Annotated in this window: 27 protein-coding genes and 1 tRNA gene; 19 read left to right on the forward strand and 9 right to left on the reverse strand. The window is 37.1% G+C overall.

Annotation, left to right across the window (positions count from 1 at the left end):
• Positions 1–42 precede the first annotated feature (42 nt).
• Positions 43–1,656: a carboxylesterase/lipase family protein gene (locus GTQ38_RS09435; protein ID WP_161435268.1), complete on the forward strand. Its 1,614-nt coding sequence runs from the start codon at positions 43–45 to the stop codon at positions 1,654–1,656.
• 55 nt (positions 1,657–1,711) lie between these two features.
• Here the strand turns inward: GTQ38_RS09435 and GTQ38_RS09440 are convergent, their stop codons facing one another.
• Positions 1,712–2,269: a hypothetical protein gene (locus GTQ38_RS09440; protein ID WP_161435269.1), complete on the reverse strand. Its 558-nt coding sequence runs from the start codon at positions 2,267–2,269 to the stop codon at positions 1,712–1,714.
• Between the two features lie 82 nt (positions 2,270–2,351).
• On the opposite strand from GTQ38_RS09440, the gene GTQ38_RS09445 reads away from it, so the two are divergent.
• The 5 genes from GTQ38_RS09445 (at position 2,352) to GTQ38_RS09465 (ending at position 5,737) form a co-directional block, all read left to right on the forward strand.
• Positions 2,352–2,753 (forward strand): MarR family winged helix-turn-helix transcriptional regulator, encoded by a 402-nt coding sequence (locus GTQ38_RS09445; protein ID WP_161435270.1) that lies wholly within the window; start codon positions 2,352–2,354, stop codon positions 2,751–2,753.
• 63 nt (positions 2,754–2,816) lie between these two features.
• Complete coding sequence (locus GTQ38_RS09450) at positions 2,817–3,767, forward strand: alpha/beta fold hydrolase (protein ID WP_161435271.1); 951 nt, start codon at positions 2,817–2,819, stop codon at positions 3,765–3,767.
• A 119-nt stretch (positions 3,768–3,886) separates the two neighbouring features.
• Positions 3,887–4,363, forward strand: a complete 477-nt coding sequence (locus tag GTQ38_RS09455) for an SRPBCC family protein (protein WP_161435272.1) — start codon at positions 3,887–3,889, stop codon at positions 4,361–4,363.
• A gap of 92 nt (positions 4,364–4,455) precedes the next feature.
• Positions 4,456–5,085, forward strand: a complete 630-nt coding sequence (locus tag GTQ38_RS09460; protein WP_161435273.1) for a LysE family translocator — start codon at positions 4,456–4,458, stop codon at positions 5,083–5,085.
• Between the two features lie 394 nt (positions 5,086–5,479).
• Positions 5,480–5,737 (forward strand): hypothetical protein, encoded by a 258-nt coding sequence (locus GTQ38_RS09465; protein ID WP_161435274.1) that lies wholly within the window; start codon positions 5,480–5,482, stop codon positions 5,735–5,737.
• A gap of 230 nt (positions 5,738–5,967) precedes the next feature.
• On the opposite strand, the gene GTQ38_RS09470 is transcribed toward GTQ38_RS09465, so the two are convergent.
• Together GTQ38_RS09470 and GTQ38_RS09475 are read right to left on the reverse strand one after the other, a co-directional pair.
• On the reverse strand, positions 5,968–6,477 hold the full coding sequence (locus GTQ38_RS09470) for a cache domain-containing protein (protein ID WP_161435275.1): 510 nt from the start codon (positions 6,475–6,477) through the stop codon (positions 5,968–5,970).
• A 63-nt stretch (positions 6,478–6,540) separates the two neighbouring features.
• The gene (locus GTQ38_RS09475) at positions 6,541–7,365 is read right to left on the reverse strand and encodes a class I SAM-dependent methyltransferase (protein WP_161435276.1); all 825 of its coding nucleotides are present in this window, start codon (positions 7,363–7,365) and stop codon (positions 6,541–6,543) included.
• A 1,017-nt stretch (positions 7,366–8,382) separates the two neighbouring features.
• On the opposite strand from GTQ38_RS09475, the gene GTQ38_RS09480 reads away from it, so the two are divergent.
• The 6 genes from GTQ38_RS09480 (at position 8,383) to GTQ38_RS09505 (ending at position 14,565) form a co-directional block, all read left to right on the forward strand.
• Positions 8,383–8,616, forward strand: a complete 234-nt coding sequence (locus GTQ38_RS09480) for a recombinase family protein (protein ID WP_161435277.1) — start codon at positions 8,383–8,385, stop codon at positions 8,614–8,616.
• Positions 8,617–9,180: 564 nt separating this feature from the next.
• The gene (locus GTQ38_RS09485; RefSeq protein ID WP_161435278.1) at positions 9,181–9,990 is read left to right on the forward strand and encodes a hypothetical protein; all 810 of its coding nucleotides are present in this window, start codon (positions 9,181–9,183) and stop codon (positions 9,988–9,990) included.
• Between the two features lie 4 nt (positions 9,991–9,994).
• Entirely contained in the window at positions 9,995–11,221 is a 1,227-nt protein-coding gene (locus tag GTQ38_RS09490) for a M48 family metalloprotease (protein WP_161435279.1), read from the forward strand.
• A gap of 52 nt (positions 11,222–11,273) precedes the next feature.
• Entirely contained in the window at positions 11,274–12,185 is a 912-nt protein-coding gene (locus GTQ38_RS09495) for a hypothetical protein (protein ID WP_161435280.1), read from the forward strand.
• Between the two features lie 77 nt (positions 12,186–12,262).
• Entirely contained in the window at positions 12,263–13,933 is a 1,671-nt protein-coding gene (locus GTQ38_RS09500) for an RNA-directed DNA polymerase (protein ID WP_161435281.1), read from the forward strand.
• Entirely contained in the window at positions 13,933–14,565 is a 633-nt protein-coding gene (locus tag GTQ38_RS09505) for a hypothetical protein (RefSeq protein ID WP_161435282.1), read from the forward strand. Before GTQ38_RS09500 ends, GTQ38_RS09505 begins: the two co-directional genes overlap by 1 nt.
• Before the next feature lie 86 nt (positions 14,566–14,651).
• Here GTQ38_RS09505 and GTQ38_RS09510 read toward each other — a convergent pair whose 3' ends face one another.
• Complete coding sequence (locus tag GTQ38_RS09510; RefSeq protein WP_161435283.1) at positions 14,652–14,897, reverse strand: helix-turn-helix domain-containing protein; 246 nt, start codon at positions 14,895–14,897, stop codon at positions 14,652–14,654.
• A gap of 66 nt (positions 14,898–14,963) precedes the next feature.
• Between GTQ38_RS09510 and GTQ38_RS09515 the strand changes: the two genes are divergently transcribed.
• Positions 14,964–15,503 (forward strand): DUF4468 domain-containing protein, encoded by a 540-nt coding sequence (locus GTQ38_RS09515; RefSeq protein WP_161435284.1) that lies wholly within the window; start codon positions 14,964–14,966, stop codon positions 15,501–15,503.
• Between the two features lie 132 nt (positions 15,504–15,635).
• Here GTQ38_RS09515 and GTQ38_RS09520 read toward each other — a convergent pair whose 3' ends face one another.
• Positions 15,636–16,865 (reverse strand): hypothetical protein, encoded by a 1,230-nt coding sequence (locus GTQ38_RS09520; RefSeq protein WP_161435285.1) that lies wholly within the window; start codon positions 16,863–16,865, stop codon positions 15,636–15,638.
• A 247-nt stretch (positions 16,866–17,112) separates the two neighbouring features.
• Between GTQ38_RS09520 and GTQ38_RS09525 the strand changes: the two genes are divergently transcribed.
• The 6 genes from GTQ38_RS09525 (at position 17,113) to GTQ38_RS09550 (ending at position 20,519) form a co-directional block, all read left to right on the forward strand.
• Entirely contained in the window at positions 17,113–17,565 is a 453-nt protein-coding gene (locus GTQ38_RS09525; protein WP_161435286.1) for a hypothetical protein, read from the forward strand.
• 18 nt (positions 17,566–17,583) lie between these two features.
• Positions 17,584–17,889, forward strand: coding sequence for an HNH endonuclease (locus GTQ38_RS21205; RefSeq protein ID WP_161435287.1), 306 nt, complete (start codon positions 17,584–17,586; stop codon positions 17,887–17,889).
• Between the two features lie 40 nt (positions 17,890–17,929).
• Positions 17,930–18,445 carry a hypothetical protein gene (locus GTQ38_RS09535; protein ID WP_161435288.1) on the forward strand — a complete coding sequence of 172 codons (516 nt, stop codon included), beginning with the start codon at positions 17,930–17,932 and terminating at the stop codon, positions 18,443–18,445.
• 183 nt (positions 18,446–18,628) lie between these two features.
• Positions 18,629–18,898, forward strand: a complete 270-nt coding sequence (locus GTQ38_RS09540) for a hypothetical protein (protein ID WP_161435289.1) — start codon at positions 18,629–18,631, stop codon at positions 18,896–18,898.
• Between the two features lie 167 nt (positions 18,899–19,065).
• Positions 19,066–19,869 carry a DUF2971 domain-containing protein gene (locus tag GTQ38_RS09545; protein ID WP_161435290.1) on the forward strand — a complete coding sequence of 268 codons (804 nt, stop codon included), beginning with the start codon at positions 19,066–19,068 and terminating at the stop codon, positions 19,867–19,869.
• A gap of 101 nt (positions 19,870–19,970) precedes the next feature.
• Positions 19,971–20,519 (forward strand): hypothetical protein, encoded by a 549-nt coding sequence (locus GTQ38_RS09550; RefSeq protein WP_161435291.1) that lies wholly within the window; start codon positions 19,971–19,973, stop codon positions 20,517–20,519.
• 60 nt (positions 20,520–20,579) lie between these two features.
• Here GTQ38_RS09550 and GTQ38_RS20980 read toward each other — a convergent pair whose 3' ends face one another.
• The 4 genes from GTQ38_RS20980 to GTQ38_RS09565 form a co-directional block, all read right to left on the reverse strand.
• Complete coding sequence (locus GTQ38_RS20980) at positions 20,580–20,789, reverse strand: hypothetical protein (RefSeq protein ID WP_238857882.1); 210 nt, start codon at positions 20,787–20,789, stop codon at positions 20,580–20,582.
• Positions 20,790–21,091: 302 nt separating this feature from the next.
• Positions 21,092–21,165 (reverse strand) — tRNA-Arg (locus GTQ38_RS09555).
• A 183-nt stretch (positions 21,166–21,348) separates the two neighbouring features.
• A complete protein-coding gene (locus GTQ38_RS09560; protein ID WP_238857883.1) occupies positions 21,349–21,747 on the reverse strand; it encodes a hypothetical protein in 399 nt (132 codons plus the stop codon).
• Between the two features lie 146 nt (positions 21,748–21,893).
• Complete coding sequence (locus tag GTQ38_RS09565) at positions 21,894–22,211, reverse strand: helix-turn-helix transcriptional regulator (protein WP_161435292.1); 318 nt, start codon at positions 22,209–22,211, stop codon at positions 21,894–21,896.
• Positions 22,212–22,421 lie beyond the last annotated feature (210 nt).

Consider the following 22,421-nt stretch of genomic DNA (forward strand, 5'->3'; position numbering starts at 1 on the left):
ATTTGAAAGCAATTGGAACCGAAAATCGAAAACACCTTAAATATGAAAAAAATAGTTAGCTATTTGCTTGTAGGAATGCTGCTTTCCTTCAACATACTGTCTGCCCAATTAGAGATCAAAACCGGTGAAAACGTTGCCGTAACCGATACCGAAGCCGGCAAGGTTCGAGGTTATATAGAAGACAATACTTATATCTATAAGGGGATCCCTTATGCCCAGGCCGAGCGCTTTATGCCTCCTAAAAAGACCGATTCCTGGGAAGGGATCCGAAGTTCAATGACCTATGGCCCGGTTGCCCCTTTGCTGATCCCTACTACCGAGGTGAACGATGAAGGCGAGTTTGTTTTTGATCATAACTGGGGTTATACCAACGAAGATTGCCTGCGGATCAATATTTGGACACCAGGTTTAGACGACAAACAGCGGCCCGTACTGTTTTGGATACACGGTGGAGGTTTTACCGCGGGATCCAGCCAGGAACTGCCTTCTTATGATGGAAAGAACCTGAGCGAAAAAGGCGATGTGGTGGTAGTGTCTATTAATCACCGCCTCAACGTCTTAGGTTTTCTGGATCTTTCAGCCTATGGTGAAAAATACAAGCATTCGGCCAATAACAGCATTTTGGATATGGTTGCGGCCCTTGAATGGGTACGGGACAATATTTCCAATTTCGGAGGCGATCCCAATAATGTATTGATTTTCGGCCAGTCTGGTGGTGGGGCTAAAGTGAACACCCTTATGGCTATGCCAAAAGCGAAAGGACTCTTTCACAAAGCCGTGAACCAAAGTGGATCTTTCCGTATGGGAATACTCGAAAAGGAGGATACTCAGGCTATAAGTGCCGAGGTATTGTCCCAATTGGGTTTGAGCCCTGAGCAGGTGGATAGCCTGCAAACGCTTCCGTTTGAAAAGTTGAGCGCAGCGGGCACCAAAGCCTTAAAAATTGTGGAGGAAAAAATGAAGGCAGCGGGCAAGCCAATAACGGGCTTCGGACTGGGATGGGGACCGAGCGTTGACGGTGAGGACCTGCCCTTTCAACTCTTTTCCAAGGAGGCGTTCGAGCTTTCAAAAGACGTACCCCTCTTAATAGGTACCACTAAGAATGAATTTGCACCTTTTGCAAATATGCGTTTCCTGGGAGCCTCTGAAGTAGACATTTTAAAGCATATTAAGGAAACCTATAAGGACAAGGCAGATGCCTATATTGCCGCGGTAAAAAAGGCATATCCTAACGATACTGACCCCAAAGACCTTCTGGATGTGGATACGCTTTTCCGGCCCGGGGCAGTGGAACAGGCTAACGAAAAGTCATCCCTGGAGGGTGGGGCGCCTGTTTATATGTTCCTCTTTACATGGCAATCCCCCGTCATGGACGGTAAGTATAAATCGCTGCACTGTATGGAGCTTCCCTTTGTTTTTGACAATGTAGCCCTTGCCAATCATATGACCGGAGGTGGAAAAGAGGCCCATGCCCTGGCGGATAAAGTGAGCCGTGCGTGGTTAAACTTTGCCAAAACAGGGGATCCCAATCACGATGGACTACCTGAATGGCCGGCCTATAACAGTGAAAATACGGCAACCATGTACTTTGACAATAGCTGTACTGTAGGTCCACAGCGGGATAAGGAGTTGTTTCAATTGACTGCTAATAAATAATCATCCAATAAAAGAATTATGGAAATAGACTAAATCAGGAAGTTTCATGCTTAAATTATTCAATATCATTGAATAATCGGGTTCTGATCTTACCGATATTTCTACCTTTAATATCAAGCCAATATTCTGTTTTGAACTCAGAATCCCTGCCAAGTTTGAACTTGATTTCTGTTTGCCCGTCAGTAATATGGAATATTAATTCATCTGTTGGAGAACTGTGATGCGCACGAAGGTTATCCACGGATAATAGCTCTTTTATGACCTCTTCTGTCGCTAAATCCACAACATTCCCATTGACCTGGATTTCAGTTACTTTCAAATCCAGTTTTCTCAATTCCCTCTTAAAATCCCTCCGACCGTTTTGCCTAATTGTTGCATACATTCCAAATTGCACCAGAAAGAATGTCCCTATAACACAGGCTACAATTCGTATTGCAAGTTTTGGATTGCCGCGGTTTTTATGATATACAAGCAAGGTCACAAACCCTCCAATTCCTAACAATATCAAAAAAGCAATAAGGTTTTCAGACATTTCGGGATCAACTAGTAATTCACATAAAGTTAAATGTAATACTTTCTGATGCAACCTGTGAATTCTCATTATGACCTCCATTTCGGATTTGCTGAAAAAGCTGCTTAAGCCAATTAAAAGTTAAATATGTTGCATATACAACTTTTGTATGTATTTTTGACCTATGAAGTATCAACTAGAACATTGTGTTGGGTCAAGGCTCAGAAGATTATCCAGGATTGCTGATGGCCATATCAGAAGCTTCCTGGGGGATCATAAGATCACAGAAAATCAAATGACGATCTTATTTACCCTTCACGAACTGGGTAAGGTGGAACAGGGGAAAGTAGGAGAGGTACTTTGCTTGGAAAGGTCAACCGTCAGTAGGAATATCAAGCTATTGGAAAAACAGGGTTTAATTATTCGGACCGCGGACTACAGACCTCAGGTAGCATTGACCGATTCAGGAATGGATTTGGTCAAGATCCTTATCCCGGAATGGGAAAAGGCCATGGATCTGCTTGTAGACCAGTTGCAGGAGCAGGGGATGGACAGTATTAAAGTCTTGGAATCCAGAATGAAATAAAAAATTTACTACATAAGTTGCATATACAACATATTTATAATTCTTAATATAAAATCACATACAATGAAAACAAATCAACAAGAGTCAAGATTATTGAGTACCAGGCATGTACGCATTCAAAAATACGGACTGAACATTCGTTATGCGGAATTAGGAGATAGAAACGATCCAACAATCCTGTTACTACATGGCGTACCGGAAAACCTGCAGACCTGGTATGATATCGCGCCAACGCTTTCCGAAAATTATCATGTTCTGGCTATAGATTGGCCAGGCTTTGGTGGCAGCGAGGCTTTTTCAGAAATGACAGATCACAATCCAAGATCCTTCGCCTCCGTGGGGATGGATTTTCTCGATACCCTGCAAATTGAATTTGCAAATATCATGGCCACAGATATCGGGCTCTCTCCGGCATTGATTATGGGGGTTGAGCAGCCGGATCGGATCGGTCAGATTGTGGTCATGGACGGTATTCCTTTCCCAACATCTGCCTATTCTTCCTGGGAAGTCAGGAGTTTTGGCCGTAAGAACTCCATACGCGCAAAGGCCTTGATAAAGTGGTTCCCAAAGATCTCCGCGAAGATTGCCTATAACAAAGGCTTTTACAAGGGTAGTAATATTCCGAGGGAAATTCAAGACGAATTTCTAAAAGACGGGTATAATAAAACGACTCAGAATGCCTTTTTGAGCTATTTTCAGAACAACGCACCGGGTCAGGCTTACCTGGAAAGCAGGATCCATGAAATACAACAGCCTGTTTTAGTCGTCTGGGGAAGACATGATAGATTTATCAATGTAGCGCTGGGGGAGCTTTTGGACAAAAGCTTACCCAATTCCCGTTTGGAAATTATTGAGGATTCCGGGCATTTTGTTCAAATGGACAAGCCGGAGGCTTTGCTCAGGGTGACCCAGGATTTTTTACAGCGCAATACACGAACGAACTGGCGGTTCACAGAAAAACTTCCAGCTTCACTAATAAGGGCAAATGGGTCCCCACAGGCGCAAAACAGATAGGAGTTTGCGGCAACTGACAAGTCTAATGAGGTATCACATTTTGTGATACCTTTATGTTTGTGATTTAATCTAAAACTGAATTGGATTTAAAAAGGACCAAGTAAAGTTCAAGAAGGACCATGCCTAGAATTGAATTAAAAACCAAGATCAGGGCGAAAAAAGAGATCGTTTTTGATCTGGCCAGAAGTATCGACTTACACAAAATCTCAACGGAGCACACTGACGAACAGGCAGTTGATGGAAAAACTTCCGGATTAATAGGTGCGGGTGAATGGGTCACCTGGCGGGCAAAACACCTGGGAGTTTACCAGAACCTGACCTCCAGGATCACAGAGTTTAAACGCCCGGATTTCTTTGCAGATGAAATGGTGAAAGGCGCTTTTAAACATTTTCGGCACGAGCATCATTTTGCAGAAGTTGATGGTAAAACCTTAATGACCGATTTTTTTGATTACACATCCCCATTCGGACTTTTGGGAGTCCTGGCAGATAGGTTGTTTCTAAAGAATTATATGAAAGGTTTGCTTGTAAAACGCAATGATACGATAAAGGAATTCGCTGAGTCCGAAAGGTGGAAAGAGGTACTAAGCAGTTAAAAGTTTGATCAAACGATCATCTCTTTTATTGGTTTTATTCCATTTGGTAAGTATATCAACAAGTTGTGAGTAATTAGAAAATTTCAAAAACGATGGAAATAACAGTATGGTTGTCCTTTGTTGGAACGGTAATTATCCTGGCCATAACACCTGGACCAAGTGTTTTACTGGCCACTGCGAACAGCATGAAATACGGAAAAGGAAAAACCGCAGGGACCATAGCAGGGGACTTAACGGCCAATCTCTTTCAAATTATTCTTGCTTCCGCGGGATTGGCGACTATTGTGGTTTCGTCCGGGGAATTGTTTCAGATTATCAAATGGTGTGGGGTGGCTTATCTGGTGTATATCGGAATTAAGAAGATCATTACTAAACCGAAGATAACATTAGCAACAAATGGAAAGGAGGACATAAGTTTTTCAAAATTATTTGCAGAGGGCTTTTTAATGTCGGCAGCCAACCCAAAAGCGATTGTGTTCTTTGCCGCACTCTTTCCGTTATTCCTAAATGAATCGGATCCCATCATTCCACAAATAGTAATCCTAGCGATCACCTTTTTGATCATTGACGGACTATCGCTGTTTATATATGCTCTTTTTGCTGAAAAGCTAAAGTCCTACCTTGAAGATCAGCAAAAAGTTCACATGCAAAACAGAATTGTAGGCGGACTATTAATTCTGAGTGGAATTATGTTGTCTATGGTGCAGCGGACGAATAACTAGAGGGGAAACTTAATGCTAAATGGCATAGGAAACCCCGCATCTATCGCTGCTGGTTCTCGTCCTTAAACAGGTTAACTCACTAAAGCCTGTCATGAGCGCAGCCGAATGACTCATAACCCTGATCGCGCTCCAATGTCCAAATGAAAAGCTACTTAGTTGAGTTGAATTAAAACAAATGATTTTCATTTGAAGATTTAGTAGGCATGAAGCACAACTGCTGTTGTGACTGGGTGATCTTTTATCTGGCGCATTATCTGTAAAATTATATCCAATTAATACGAATACTTTTTAATATTTTTCGTATTTTATGTGTAAGAAATATACCAATAATTAGTTCCCTCGCATTTCTATTGTACGCATATCTAATTGAGTGTTTAATTTAAATTTTATTACTATGCCACATTATGCCCAAGGAACTACAGGATGGACTAAATTAAAATCGTATCAAGCATTATGGGATCCTAAGATCGATCTCGGAAAATTCTATTTTACTACATTTCAGGGAAAACGTCAGGAAACGCCGTATATGACTTCCTCAAATTTTGCTCGAGTTATTGATATCTTGCGAAATGAAGATCCGGTTTATGGCAACGCAACAACTGGGTCCGTCACAACTCAGGCGGAAGAAGTAGGAGAGGAAGAGTCTAATTAACGAGCCAATAGTCCAAAGGTTTAATCGATTCTACCCTTTATTGCTGGAAAAGGTATCTGCCACAAAATGCTTCAATACTTTGTGGTAGGCTGAGTGCTATTGTTTAATCGCAATATCTCGTGATCCAGATAGCAGTTCGTAATCCAAATGAAGTCTAGCCGTATCTAACTGAAAATTCTCCATATTTCTACTGTCAAATTCCTTGTAATTCTAAATAGTTCTCACCTTGCTCATTGAATCAGTCTGTTAAGTTCGGCCATACCAATATCTTCATTGTAAATACCGGCACCTACCTGAATGTTTAAACTTTTAACCGTGATGACATAGCTGATTTTTCTTAGGGGTTGTCCCCCTCCCGGCTTTGGCCAAAGGTATTCTATCCAGACTCCGTTGACATTGTCACTTTCTTCGCACATTTTCAAGCCGTATCGAAATCCATTGTAGTCAGTATGTTTTTTAATATCACCGCCTACCTTGTCCGGAAAAGCAGGATTTGCCAAAACCCTGTCCTCAGAACAATTGAATGAAAAAACATAGGTGTCTTTCCAGCTAAATTCGGAATTGGGATCTCGAAGTTGACTTAGACCTTCCAGTCCTTTATCTTCCAAATGACTTGCCGCTTTTCTTACTTTCGCAACGACTTCAGTAGGTGTGGCGCTATGCGCGTATTGCTTTTTTTCAGCACATGACACCAATAATATCAAGACTATAGCTACATGGAAGCTGTGGATTTTCTTCATACTTAATACTCTTTTAATTATTAATTTCCGTTTTTAGGTTTGCTTTTTCCCTCACTTAACTTTTTAGAGATCTTGACGGGCAGGAGGTTTTTGTGCCACCGCGATAAGGGCATTGGTCTCGATTGAATTAATGCCATGTGCCCTAACTTTTGAGAGAAGGCGGGTCTTAAAGTAAATTCGCTCTTCGGGGGTCAGTTGTTCTATGATCCATCTAAAACCACTTCCCATGGCAATGGTCCAGAAGTCCTCAGGGTCATTAAGAATTTGCTTTCTTTGGGAACTTACAATACGGACCGTTTCTATACCGGTATTGAAAAATAATTCCTTAAGCCCCTTTTCTGTGGTAATGTTGTCCCAAGGTTGAAAGTCACTGACCAGATCCATTCTGATCTTTGATAGTTCTTCATTCCAAATTTCGGATACCGGAGAAAAAATATTACTGCCCCAAGTGGTAATCCCAATTTTTCCCGTGGGTTTGACCAAGCGCCAAAGGTTTGCCAATTGCCTTTCCATATCCTCAAAGAAAAAGATGCCGAACACACACATTACCGCATGAAACCTGTGCCTGGGGAACTTTATTTGCTCCATATTCGCTTGTATAAAATAGATCCAATCCAAACCTGCCGCATCCGCCTTGCTTTGGCCCAATTGTAAAAGCCTTTCGGATAAATCCACGCCGATCACCAGACCCTCTTTGCCGACCTCTCTGGCTGCAGGCAGGGCAGACGCCCCACTTCCACAGCAGACATCCAAAACGGAATCACCTTGCCTAAGGTTGGCAAGGTCTACCGTCTTTTGTCCAAAAAAATTCCAAAAACTAAGAGGTTTTTTATCAAAAGAATCTGCCGCTGCGTTATAGGTTTTGATAACCTTTTTTATTTTATCCATTAATTCTTGCTTTCTCTCTTTGCGATATCGGGCTAAAATCAGTAGCACTGCCCATTAAAAAATCTTCTTGAAATTGTTTAGGCCGTTCCAAACATGTTACATCACCCTGGATGCCGAGTAGGTACAGTTGATTTGTATAGTCAATACTACCAATACGAGCCTCAGCTTTCCTATCGTTTTATTTTAAGAATCATATCTAAAGTTATATTTGAATCACTTCCTTTTCACGTAAATAATGCCCAAACCCAAATTAAGTGGTATACAATGTTGTTTTTTAATTACGAGCCAGGAACAAAGCGTTAACCCCTGGCCCTTAAATAACCCTTATGCCTATGGATTTACTTTCCGTAATCTGTGTCGGATTACCAATCAATCTGTTTTGCCACGATTTTCTCTTTGTAATTTACACTACGGTCTATTTCCTTTTGGTGAGATAGCGAATCACTAAGTATTGAATCAACAGGATTACTAGCTAAAGCTCGTGGACCTTCCTTCTCAATGTTGCAAATAGGAAACCCCGCAGCTATCGCTGCTGGTTCTTTTCGGTAAAACAGGATTACCTCTGGTGATCCTTTCGGTTCAATGTTGCAAATAGGAAACCACGCAGCTATCGCTGCTTGTTCTTTTCGGTAAAACAGGATTACCTTCGGTGATCCTTTGCAGTTCAATGTTGCAAATAGGAAACCACGCAGCTACTGCTGGTGGTTCTTTTGTCTATTCCAAAACTCAAACTGCGTTTGGTTTTTCCATAAACAAAAGAACCACGCCTTTGGGCGTGGTTTCCTGAGTGTCGTGATCGCGACAGGATTACTCGCTGTAGCTTGTGATCCTGATTGCGCTCCGTAGTCTAAATGAAAAGCTGCCAACCTTCGGTTGGTGGGCTTTTTCATTCTCATTCCGATTTTTGAATGAATTCAAATCTCATTCGAACGAAAAAGCCCGCCTTAGGCGAGCTTTTCATTCTTAAGTGATCGCACAAAGGCTGCATTAGCTGTTCTTAAGGCAAATGGCAAAAGGTTGGGTAGCCCTCAAAATCTTACACTGGAAGGGCGTCTTAAGGGTGCCGAAAGAAACAAAACAAAGGCACTAAAAAACGAAAATAATACTAAAGCTAAAGCCTATATAGAGGCTATTCAAAATGAGGACCTCAGTCTTAGACTTATGGCAAAAAAGTTAAACGATGCTGGTTTTAAAACAAGTACTGGCAAACAGTTCCAAGCTACTAAAGTGAAAAGGATGCTGAATAATTAACCTTGAGTTCTTTGGATAGAGATGTGGCACAAAAATTAATCTCTTAATACGTCCCAAAAATGTTATAATATTACTTATTGAGAAGTATTTAAGATACAATACCCTTGGCATTACCGATTTTTAAAATTGTTTAACTTCGGATTAGTCGGAAAATTGAAAAAGGTGTTTAGTTCGAAAAAGAAAGAAAATAAATTCACGAATTGGTCACAACCATCAACTACACAAAAATAAATTTCCTACAGTCCAAATTGACTCCCAATTCATATAGAATAACCATAGGTGATTGTCAATTGTAAATCCCGTTGTTCTTTCAATTTAACTGTACAAAAACCTTAGTTTTTTTAAGGTTTTAATGTAATCATTTGTTTTGTAAAAACACTATTTTGAATGGATTAAACTTCCCCCTAGATAATACCTATTAGTGGGTATTCTATTTTGATTTCATTTTAAACATTTTTAAGTGGCTAAAAAATCTATTTGGACTCGCCAAATTCTGTTTTGGTCGACCTTTTACCGATGTATATAAGCTTCAATAAACCAGATTAATAACAATAAAACACTAAAATGAAAAAACATTCTTTTATTATCCTCGCTTTTATTATTACCAATCAGCTATTCTCTCAAGTTTTAAGTCCAATAAACCCTGTAATTGGAGGGCCAACAGGACAGGGGCTAGTTGATGATAGCTGCAAAATTTGTTTCGAATGGCTTCCTGCAAAAAACGCTACGGAGGCCTCTACTATTTGGAGTGATGGTAAAAGGTTTAGTTTCCTGAACACAGCTTCCCTTAACGCGACGGGGGAAACAGGTTCCGCTTTCGTAGATATAATAAGTGACTATGCAGGGCCTGTTCGGGTTGCATTGACATCTACTGTAGCTGCAACAGATAGGGAAGAAGAAAGCGAGAGCGATCAAAGTATTGAAAGATTCCTGAGTGGAGGTGGAGCTGCAGTCTTTAATTTTACCCTTATCGGACCTACCTTAAGTTGGGATTCTAACCGCTCTTATTTAACATTTTTGTTCAATCCAAAACTTGGATTCGATTTTCCTGCTTTGGGAGCTAGTACCGATGATAGCACAATTAATATGGACTTTGGTGGGGAAGTTAGATTCAATATGCCTCTTGCCGAAAACAATTTGGGATTTGTAGGACATTTTAGAGGAGCATACGTGGTCGGAGGGGATACATTCTATGAGGGACTAGGGTTGTTGGGAGATGACGCCAGTTCATTCACGTATTCGCAAGTGAGTTTAGGGTTCACTTTACCAGGAATAAACTGGGCAATTTTATGGAATAAAACGATTTCTGGACCTTCAAGTTTGAATGACTTTCATAAAAGTGGGAGAATCTCTTTAATCATAACGCCAAAATAATCTGATGAAGTATTTGCCATTAATTCTCATTGCTATTGTTTTAGTTGCATGCAAAACTGGCGAAAATTCAAGTCAAAATGATAACGGAAAAAAAAACGATGATTTAGCTTTTGCATTGATCAAAAGCCGACAAGGAAAATATAGGAAAAAAGCACCAAATAAGGAATTAGATATTAATGCTGACGAGCTATTGAAACAGATTTTCTGTCCTAATGGAGAGTGCAATGCTCAGGCCATTAAGGACATGGAAAATATAAAGAATGCCATTACGCACCCAAAAACAAAGCATGAATTATTTGTTGAAAGATATTCATTGGCGATTGATTTAATGGAGGTAGAAAGAGTAATTAATGAGTATGATTCCTTTGAAATTGGTGAAGTATATCCTTACACGGTAGATTGTAAGTGTTACAATGCCATGGCTTTATCATTGTTAAAATGGGGTAAAAATGGAGACTATTTGTTAGAAATAAATAATGGACTAAGTCTTGATATTGGGGAATTAGCAAAGGTTTCTTCTCGAATTTTGCCTTACACGGATAACGATAAAATTGCTTATATGGACGTTGTCCCCCTAAGAGATTTTATAGCAACGCAGAAACCAACAATCGAAGATTTTGGTGTTAAAGTTATGGGTCATTTATTATCAGACCCAACACCTGATTCTACTTCTTTATCAATAGACCCACGTAAAATTAAATTTTATAGCTCGTTTTTTCGAGCAATGAAATTTTTTGTGATTGCCCATGAGTATTCCCATGCACTACTTCAACATGATGCATCTTATTCAAATCTCACTTTTAAACCAAACTTTTCGGATAATGAAGAAACAATTGAAATAGCTAATTATCCTAACAAAGAACACGAAGCGGATAGTCTGGCCTTTACTTTTTTATTAAAGCATGCCAAAACCAAAGCAATTGATGATTCCGAAATCTTTATTGCTGGTGCGGAATTATGGTTTATGTGGTTGGATATTTTTCAAAAAAGTGAGCAATTGGTTCATGGTTATTACAACGGACAGGAGTCTCACCCAAGTGCTAATGCTCGAAGAAAATATATTCAGGACACTTTTGAAAATAAAATACCTAAAACGACTAGTTACTCGAATCTAATAGATACACTCGATAAATTATTTGAAATTCTGTGGAGTTTTACTTCGGAAAAGTTTGAACCTGCAAAAAACTATATCAAAGAGTTGAGTAATGAAAGTGAGTGTTTTGATAAATAGAAACATCCAAGGAATATCACATCTATGGTATTTGATTATACCAAATTGAGTAATGGGAAAATCTAAGAAGTCAAAAAGAAGAAAGAAAATAACGATGGTAAGTGCCATTGCTTTAATAGCTGCTGTTCTTACTAATGTGGACGATATTTGGGATTTCCTTAGTAAGACATCCACTGCAATCAATCCATTTTCAATCTCTACAAAAATTGAAAACAAATCCTATAATAATAATATTATGGCGGAAGTCTTAATTTATAATAAATCTAATAAGCCAATTGTAATTAATGGACTCGAAACCAATATTCAAGTACTTTATTATGACTCGTTTGAAAATTTTCTAACGTATCCAAAGGTTGACTCTACTAGATTATCGAATATGCTATATGGTAATAGTAATAACAAAAATGACGATGGCACGGAACAAGCCTCTGGAGTGAAAATCACGTCAGAATATGAATTTTCAATTACAAGCACTCCAATGGATACTACTATCGTAAAAAATATTTCGGAGGTTTTTCACCCTGATAAACCTGAGAGAATTGTTTTCAATTTTAACATAGTTCCTCCAGCTGCATTATTTGCATATAACATAGATATTACGCTGAAAACTATGGATGGAAAAAACATCAAAATCAATGACAAACCCGAACTAAAAACAGGTGGTTTTAATGTTTTAACATATTTTGAAACAAATCATCAAGATTTGGTAAATCTTTACAGTTCAACAGTAAAGAAGAAAATGCAAAATTCACCTCAAAGAAAAATTCTGTTAAACCAAATTAGATGGTATGTATCTGATTATTATAATGACACTCTTTTTTCAATAGAAACTGAAAATGGCATAGAGTACATCCTAAAATCAGAAATTGCTGAAAAACCTGACCATAATGTTCCTTATTCTATAGAAACCGATAGTGGAGTAATCCACGTTCAGAAACCTGAATCGAAAAATAAAAATGATTAAAAACAACGACGTATTTCATGATTTGACACTATGCCATTATTAAAGACAGGTCATTACGAAAAACAGTAAAATATCAAATGAACAGTAAAGAATTTAAAAAATGTTTTTCGGCGGATTCAATACTACTTGCATGGGAACGGGTTATAGCTAGTGTTGGAACAGATGCTAAGGACTATTTTGGTATAAGTGTCTTCAATTCAGACTTAACACAAAACCTGAAAAACCTAACAGAAGAACTTGATTCTGGAAAGTATAATCCAACCAGACCATTTAAATATTTCGAGCCAAAAATCAATGGTACTCAAAGAACTAAAACAGTACTCGGAATAAAAGATGCGATTGTTTATCAAGCTATTGCAAACCATGTAGCAGAAATAACATACGACCACTTTTCTGAAACCCGACATTTTGTATTTGGAAGCGTATTAAGTCCAGATGTAAAAAAAGGGGTGAAACTACTGGAGGATGATGTTATTGATTATTACTTCTTCGAGTATTACGTGAGTCTTTATAATCGATTTGTACAAAGTATAAACGAAACAGTAGATAAACGCTCGATCAAGTATCAATTAGAAACAGACATTACTAGTTTTTTTGACACTATTCCTCACTCAACTTTAATCATAGAACTTAACGAATTCAAAATCGCTAATGACATTCTACAACTACTGGGTAAGTGTCTCAATTTCTGGTCAGGAACTAGAGATTTGCAAACAATTGGGGTAGGTATTCCACAAGGACCTGCTGCTTCTTATTTCTTCGCTAATCTAATTTTAGATAGTCTTGACAGATTAGCTATGAAAAATGGATTAACCTATTATAGGTTTATGGATGATATTAGAATATACGATTCAAATAAGAATACTCTTAATTCAGCATTAATAAGCTTTGATAGACATTTAAAAAGTAAGTCATTATCAATTAACATCAAGAAGACATCAATTCAAGAAGTTGAACGCTCTGATAGTGAGAAAGGTAGATTGCTAGACGCATCAGGTATTAAAATTAAAAAGCATAAAAAATCTAAAGAAATAGACGTAGATATTTTAGAACATGATTCATCTCAAATAAGTGGGGATGAAGAAAAAAATATTAAATCTCTTGATAAAAGGGAAGCTTTAAGCTTTTACTACGATGCTATCGAGGAAATTGAGAATGAACTTGTAGACATCTATCATAATACAAAAGATGAAAACATATTGGAATCCTCATTTTTAAAGGATGTAAAACTTGTCAGGAGATTTTTAACACTAGCTCAAAAATGGCGATTAATAACTCAAAATTTAATTGACATTGATGACAAAGTTCCAGACTACGAAATGGTCGACATTTGGTTATTTGGTATTTCTCGCATCTTTTGGAAAGCAAACAATCTCATTTGGAATCTAACATATTACCTTGATTTGAAAGATTATAATGATGAGTTCAATAATTTAATTAATGATTTCAAAGACTATGAATGGGTACAGTACCAGCTACTCGCTGTATATGGCAAGACACTAGATTTTAATAGTCAAAAGGTAAATTCTATCATCAAGAAAATCAGTAAAGAAAAAAGCCCTCTTGTCCGACTAGGTTATTACAAGATTTTAGTTGAAAAAATAAAAGCCAATTCACAAATAGCAGATTCTTTATCATACTTAATTAAATCCGAACCTGAAATTTATGTTCAAGAAACTGTCTTGAATTTAATCCATCAAAAGAATCTAAACATTCCAATTGACAATTTAAAATCTTGGTTTTTATAATGGATTATCTAAAAACACTTCAAGACATAAAGAATTCTATTGGTGAAGGGAAAGAACTAACGGCCTCAAATAAACTTATAGTAATCGGACTTATTGAGAAAGAAGAAGAAACAGTCGGGATGAATGAAGACTCATTTGTTTATTTCTATGAAGATGTAATCGATAATGAAATTCAATTTGAGTTTGAAGAAGCATTAACGACTGATGTTTATCAACTAGCACAAGGGGATGCTGCCAATTGTCTAAACACATTTTCATCTTTCAAGAAAATTCAAGATAATTCAGCAATATATTCTTGGTTGCAAAATGCCATTAGATTCACAGACCACCTTGCATTGCATTATCTACAAGAAATAATAAAAGAGGAGCCTGAAAGGCAGGGTGATGCTGGTACAGAACGCTCTAGATACATTCAAATTAACCAGAAGAAAAATGATGCTGAAAAAGCTGGTAGAATAATGAATAACCTTTATGAATGCAGAAACAAATTAGAACACCGAAAGGTAGAAAGTTCAGATTCTCAAAGAATAATACCTCCCAATTATAAAAGAGCAAAAAAACAAATAACTAGACGCTATCCAGAAGCATTGATTTGTTTTCGAGATTCGTTTGCGAGTTATTATAATCAATAACTGTCCAAAACAAAGATGACTATTAGCGGTGGCTCGTTCTCGTCTACTCCCGAATATTCAAGAGGGTTTTTAATTTGTTGAAAAAACTAAAAAGATTCAAGTAGTTCAGACAATTTCATCTTCAATCCTTTACAAACTTCCAATAGATAAATGTAGCTGGGATTTATTTTACCCTTTTCAAGCCTATTGATGCTAGGCTGATCTTTGCCTATGCTGTTTGCAAACTCCGTTTGGCTAAGGCCCAATGATTCTCTGGCCTTTGCAAACTTCTCACCCAACTGTTTAAGCTCTTTCTCATTGTCCATGACAACGTAAAGAACTTCACATTGCATAATAAAATCTATAACGGATTCGTTATAATTGGCAGTTCATTGTAATTAACTACCAAAACAATAAACATGAAAAGACTAGTATTTATACTGTTCGTTATCGGTACCATCGGTACAGGCAAAGCACAGGATGCCAAAAAATTTGAGTATCAAGAAAAAGGGCTAAACGATTACGTTGTTACCAAGGTGGAGGGTAAGACGGCAGATGAAATTTATGCCAGCGCATTCAATTGGGTAAAGGAAACCTACAAAAATCCTGACGAGGTACTTAAAGCCACTATCGAGGGTAAAAAAATCAGGTTAACCGGGGTTGCATCCAATTTGTTGATTGTAAAAAATAAGTACTCGTTCCCATTAAAGTACACTGTTGAAATTGCTGTAAAAGATGGGCGGTACAAATTTGAAATCTTTACCATAGAAACCCCACCCAATGAGTATGGAAATGGGGCTGATTATAAAAATATAGAGGGTTTTAAGACCAAAAAATCTATGGTAAAGAACTTTGGCGAATCACCAAACAGAATTGAGAATTACTTTAATGACCTCAACAAAAGCCTCAAGAACTATATCCTATCTGGAAGCCCTGGAGAGAATGATCAGGATTGGTAAATACTTCGGTGTAGATAATAATGCAAAAGCAAGTCGTAACAAATTCAGTGTGGGTACAATTATATAACCAAAACACTACCTCAGCTCCCAATAATGGCATCACAAACTGTATGCAGTCAAAGTATGGCAAACCTATTTGAAATTTGTTTTTAAACGTGTAAACTCATGCAAAATCGGGTTCATAAATCTTGGTAGTTCTTGTTCGTTCGATTTAGTTCGTATTATCGAAGCTATGTATTCAAAGTCATCAATTTGTCTTGTGTCATATGAACGTGATTTAATTGCTAGATCTTTATCAATCATATAAAATGCTAAAATCTCGCTATTAGCATGTTCGACCCTTTCACGACTGTCCAGATTATTTATATTACCAATATCATAAATGTACATTTCCGTGACAAAAAGAACACTAACTATTTTATCAGCTTCAATTCGTTTAGAAATTTCATTGAACTTTCTATATACTGTAGTTTTGATAGAGAATCCAAAAGTAATTAGTTCAAATGTATCATCACTATATAAAATTAGACAAGTTGGTAATAGTGTTTTTTGCATTTGAAAAATCACCAAATGCATTAGTTCAAATTTGCTAAACAAGTCACCGTTAGGATAAGTTTTATTTAGATTCTCAATTGGAACTTTTATCTGTCTTTGACCTGACAACAAGGCAACTCTCGATGCTTTTTCAAAATATTCTTTTTTACTATAAAATACGTAGTCATCAACAAAGAGCATATCTTTAGGCACCCGGTAGAAATTTATCTTATCTATTTTCCTTTCGAGTTCATCAGATAATTTACAGTCCCCTTTGATTTCCTTTTTCATGTCAGCTAGGAAGAGTTTCATTTGGCTTATTCCGAAAATCAAATTATCATACAAATCTTCACTATGGCCATATTCAAAAAATGAAAACTCAGCCGAAAACATCACTTCTAATTGACCAGAGTCAATAAATGTTGTCCTCAGCGAGTCAACGATAGATGAAATTTCTACATCATTATCAATAGTATAAACTAATTCAGGTAGTGACAACGGATTCTGACCAGAATAGATACTTATTAAAATTCTTTTTTCCAGGTTAAAAGGTTGTTGCTTAAGTACCTCGTTTCGTTTCTCTATAAACCATTTACCGACATCATTGACTAGGTATTTATCACGCAGCTTTTCATATATGGACAGGAATGATGTATTGGCCAAAGATTTTTGCAACACAAAGGTGATATTTCTATACTCTGAAAAGAAATTATCTAAGTAACTTATGTTGTCAAAGAAGTTTGTCCCTTTTTCAAATTGTTCAAGACTGCTCAAGGAACTATAGAATTTATGTAGTGCCGGATACAATAAGCCTCTTGAGGTATTCATTTATACTCTATTAAAAATAAAAGATATATAAAAACGAATCTAACATCCATATTTAATTAAATTATGTTTTGGAAGAGTTTAGATTAACAAAGTGCGGCACAAAACAATGGCTATAATTCATTGCTGCTTTTTAGCTAACTTCAAATTCACAAAATAATAAGCGGCTCGATTTCTATGGTTCGAAATTCTAAGAATTTCAACCACATGACGAAATCATAGCCGTGACCGTTTTACGCGAGCTGAAAAAATGGAACTCGAACTAAACGTTGGAATTGGTGACTTGAAATTTGGAATGTTCCAAAAAGTGATTTACGAGACATTTGGAATACCAGATAAAATTCAAGAGGACGAAGATGATTCAGATAACCTCTACATCGAATATAACAATCAAAAATTAAGGCTGACCATATACAAAAATGAGGACAATCGTCTGGGATACATCTACTCAAGCAGTCCACACTTGACATTCAACGGAATTAAAATAATTGACCGAAATGTCGATTGGGTTAAAAGTGAAGTTTTTGGAGGAATTGTCAAAAAGTGGGAGATAGAAGAATACGATTTTTGGTCCACTCACAGCGATGACGAAAATTGGCTAACTCTAAACGTGGAATTTGGAAAAGTCAGTAGTGTAGAAATCGGAGCGCCATGGAAAAATGAAGAAGAATATGATTGGTCAGAAGATTGGAAAATTGTTTAAATATCATTAGAAAATGATATGAAGGACATCAAATTATTACTTCTTCTTCTAATTGTTGGACTAGTCCCTTGGTTGTTTAAACGTTGGCGTTTCAGCTTAAAACGAAAACGTCGTCGTGACTATTACCGAAATACCTATTTAAAGTCCGACGAATGGAAAAGAAAACGTTACCTAGTCTTGAAACGGGATAACTGGAAATGTGTCTACTGCGGAAAGCGTGCAACACAGGTACATCATAAAAGATATGCCAAGAAAAATATTGGAAAGGAGCCTATAAAATGGTTGGTTTCAATATGCAAATCATGTCATGACAAATTGCATTAATAAATAAAAGTCTGCGCACAACATTGGCTATAATTATAAAATGAAAGGTAAAGGATTACTAATAAACGAAATCGGACTAGGATATGCTCCAATGAGTGCATATGATTTTCGGAAATTGATAATGGACGAAGGTTTTCGTGACAATGTTTTCGACAGTCAATTATATATCATTGCCCAAAGAAAAGCACTAACTTTTAACAACTTTAATTTTAGAGAAGAATTAAAACTAAATTTTGAAATAAGACAAGATGAAAATCCTTCAATTATTAAATGTACACTTCCACTTGTGCAAGAAAATATCACAACTGATTTATCAAAACGAATAGATTTAAGGCTACACAACCGAAAAAATACATTAGAAAAAAAGATTGGATTTCCATTTAATGGAACACAAGGTTTTTCAATTCAGGAAATTGATGCTAATGGAAAAAAAACTAAGACATTGGGTTGGTTCTCACCTGACAAACTATTTCAAAACCATTGGAAAGGACATATACGTGCAGATTTTTCAGCGAACTATAGAAAAATGTGTGAATTCAAAGTCCACTATGTATGAAAGTCTACAGAGCAAAATATTTGTAAACGATTATCGAACCATTCTACATTCCAAGAGATATTAATAAACGAAGAACCATTTTCCTATGACAATATTCCGTCCAACGAAATAATCATACTTCTATTAAAGATTGTAGATAATAATACCATTGTAAGTTTTGGGCCAGAATCAAATGCAGAGGATATGACGAGCTACCTTTCCGATTATACTTTACCAAACGAAAAGACAATTTCCTCAGATGCGGAAAAAGCATTAATAAAACACCTGCAACCGGAATACAACAAGATTTTATATAATTCTTTTCCAAAAGAAAATGATTTGATTAATGTCGACTATCATAATACTATTTTTTACGGATTTTCTGACCCTATAACTTTGACTTACAAAAGCGGAAAAATTAAAGGAGGGGAATTTGAATATGATAAAGACTATATATCAGTGGAAAGTAAATAACGATGCCCAACATTGACTATAATTCATTGCGGCATTTTAACTAACTTGAAACCTAATTAACCTTTAACACGGCTGGATTTCAAACGGACGATTTCCTAACGGGAATGTCCACAACGAAATCATAGCCGGGACCGTTTTGCGCAAGGTTGGTTGCACCTCAAAATTATATGCTCGAAAAATCAGAACTTGAAGAAATAATCAATAATGATTTTGGGAAAAATATTTCCAATAAGACATTATATAAATACACCAGCCTTGAAGTTGGAATCGAAAACATCTTACTGAACGGAACATTAAAGTTTTCTCATCCTTCAATATTCAACGACCCTTTTGATTGCAACGAAAAGCTTTTGAAAATTAGGTTAACAAAAGAAGAAAAAAGAGAGCTTTTTAATAGTATTAAACCAAAAATTCCTTCAGATTTCAGAAGAACAGTTTGGGACCAGATAAATGACCAAAATAAATACGAAGAATACAATAAAATTAACCGTGATAGATTTAAAATAAGTTGTTTTTCAGAAGTTAGTGATGAAATCCTTATGTGGTCTCATTATGCAGAAAAGCACTCTGGAATATGCATTGGGTTTAAGTTCAATGCGAACATTTTAAATCAGTTTGTCCTAGCTCCTGTTAAATACATTTCGGAATTAAAACCATTAGATGGAAACGCTCCTTTAAATAGAGTAATTTATTATTGGTTAACAACAAAATCAGAGAGATGGGAATATGAAAAAGAAGTAAGAGCAATAGCAAAAACAAAAAACAATGAAAATGCGGAATTAATTAAATTTGATTTAGCATACGTAAGTGAAATAATTTTTGGTTGCAACATTTCTCAGAGTTCTCTGGAACTTGCTATTAATAGACTGGAGAAAAGCATGATGAACTATAATCTTATTTCTATAAAAAAAATGGAAATAGACGATAAAACTTTTTCTCTGAAAGAAAATTTAATAAAACCCCTCGCATAACGTTGTCTACAGTTCAGCATGGCCTCTACCCCTAACCTCAAAAATTTCTATTTTAAAAAGGCTTGATTTCGCAGTCTGAAGAATCATAAAGGATAAACTAATTGGACCAGACAATTCTAAAACAAATTTCCTTAATCATAAGAGAGAATAAGGAATTATTAAAAATACCCATCAGACAAAAAGCCAAATTTGAAGGATGGTTGAAATTTGAGTTAGCCAACCGACTCGAATTAATCGGAATGGAAAATGTGGAAGTTGAATCTCAAAATGGATTTGGACACAATCGTGCTGACATTTCATTTTTTTACAATGAGCGCTATTATCAGGTTGAACTTAAAACTTCAAATACGAATTGGAAAATTGAAGGCGTAAGCAACAACAGTAGACCAATCACCAAAAATATCAAATCAATAGTAAAGGATGCTAAAAAGCTAAATTCAACTCAAGGAATTGTTTCATTTGTCTTATTCCCCATTCCGCCAAAGGACGATAGGTGGAAAATATATATCGAGCGGATTAAAAAAGAAACGAAAATTGATATCGATTATAACAAGAATTGTAAACTGGAACAGGTAAATATAGACAACAACAGGAAGTGTGAACTGCTTATCTGTTCATTTCTTTCTCGAAAATTCGACAATTGGAGATAAAAAACGCATGCTAAAAATGACCATAGTTCATAGCTCTGTGGGCCTTTACAGAGAAAAAGATCAATCGCTTTGTATTAGAACTTCCCTAACCAATCTAATGGCAGAGGCGACGTGCTGCACATCCTTTCGCTCAAAGGTATCCTCTTCTAAATAGAACAGCATTTCAATACCCAAGTTTAAAACCTCTGCTAACTGTTCCCTTGTACCATAAGCATCTTTAATCAATTCATTGAGGTTACTGGGGTGATTGGAGCTTTTGGATATCTTCATAGAGAAAGATTTGAGCAAAGTAGCTTTTTAGTTCCACTCAAGAAAATTTATTCTGATTTTGCCTCGCAGAATCTATCCATTTTATCCTTTAAGTAACACCAATTTTCATCAGGAAAAAATAGATTTAGTGTACAGAAAGTGTTACACTTTATAAAACAAAAAAGTCCTATATAGTTGTAATAAAACTATTTAGGACTTAGTATTGTGATCGCGACAGGATTACTCGCTGTAGCTTGTGATCCTGATTGCGCTCCGTAGTCTAAATGAAAAAGCCCACCTTAGGCGAGCTTTTCATTCTTAAGTGATCGCGACAGGATTCGAACCTGTGACCGTCTGCTTAGAAGGCAGATGCTCTATCCAGCTGAGCTACGCGACCTTTTGTTGCGCTGCAAGGCCTTTCACCCTTAAACAAAAGAGGGGCTGAGGTCAATGCGGGTGCAAATATACGATTATCATTCTGAAAGTGGCAAAAAGAAATTTTACTTTCTTGGAAGACATGGCCGGCCTGCCAATAGGTAGCCAGGTCTTTTAAAGTGATGTTTAAGCCCGCGTTGCCGGCCTATTCCAGGTGTTTCAGGTTTTTGTGAAAGAGCAACTTCCGGAACTGCGGAGGCCTTTTTTCATTGAGAAAACGCGTCTCGCCCTTTTCGTCAATAAGTTTCTGGAAATTTTCCTCGCTTTGGTCAAACTGCTCCTTGTTTAAGTAGGTAGTCTTAAGGATGAGCTGAAAGGGCGCATCTTCAGTGGCCTCAGTTTCCAAAAGCTCATAAGCGTGGATATAATTGTTCTCCAAAGCCTTTTCCCGCAGTACCTTCCAATTGTTGTGGTAGTAAAACAGGGTTTCTTCCTTGTTGTCATTCAGGATTTGGACAAAATCCAGGGCAGATATCTTCTCCGACGACTGGGAGTAGGAGAGGGCCGAAAGGCTTAGGATAAGCAGAAATAAACAATTTTTCATGATGAAGCGTTTTATGATTTAACAGCTGAAAAATAGTCGAAATCTACCAAATCGAAGTCTACTTTTATCGGGGATTACCCTAAACCCGGAAAATTTTAATCTAAGTAGAAAGACTTGTTCAGGCTAATGCCTCCGTATAAATGCAATTAGGGATAGCGGTTCTCCAAAAACCCGATTATGGATTCCTTGTCCGGAACGTTCAGCCTTTTCCGCAAGCGGTATCTTGCGGTATATACACTTTGAAGTGAAATGCCCAGGATGTGGGCAATATTAGAGGAGGTCAGATTTAGCTTTTCCAGTGATAGCAGTCGTTCCTCCGAATCCGTCAGACCGTATCCTTTGCTGTGCATCAAAGGAAAAAAGTCCGGGTAAATGGAATTGAATTTTTGCCTGAAGGTCACCCAGTCCTGTGGGGTGAGGATCTTAAGGGATAAAAGGTCCCTCTTGTTGGTGTGATAGTTCATATATACTAAATTGTAGGCTGTTGTCTTTGCTTTACTGACCAGATTAAGGTCAATGGGATCTCGTCAACAAAAAAGGGAGGCCTTATTTCACTAACCATTTTCAGGCTTAGCGGGCACCGGGTAAAGTGCTTCATTGCAATACGTGAAATGCAGACAAAGTACCTCCCCTTTATGGAGCAAATGTACCCGCTTTACTAAGCAGGAAGCAAA

The sequence above is a fragment of the Poritiphilus flavus genome (genome assembly GCF_009901585.1).
Taxonomy (GTDB): Bacteria; Bacteroidota; Bacteroidia; order Flavobacteriales; family Flavobacteriaceae; genus Poritiphilus; species Poritiphilus flavus.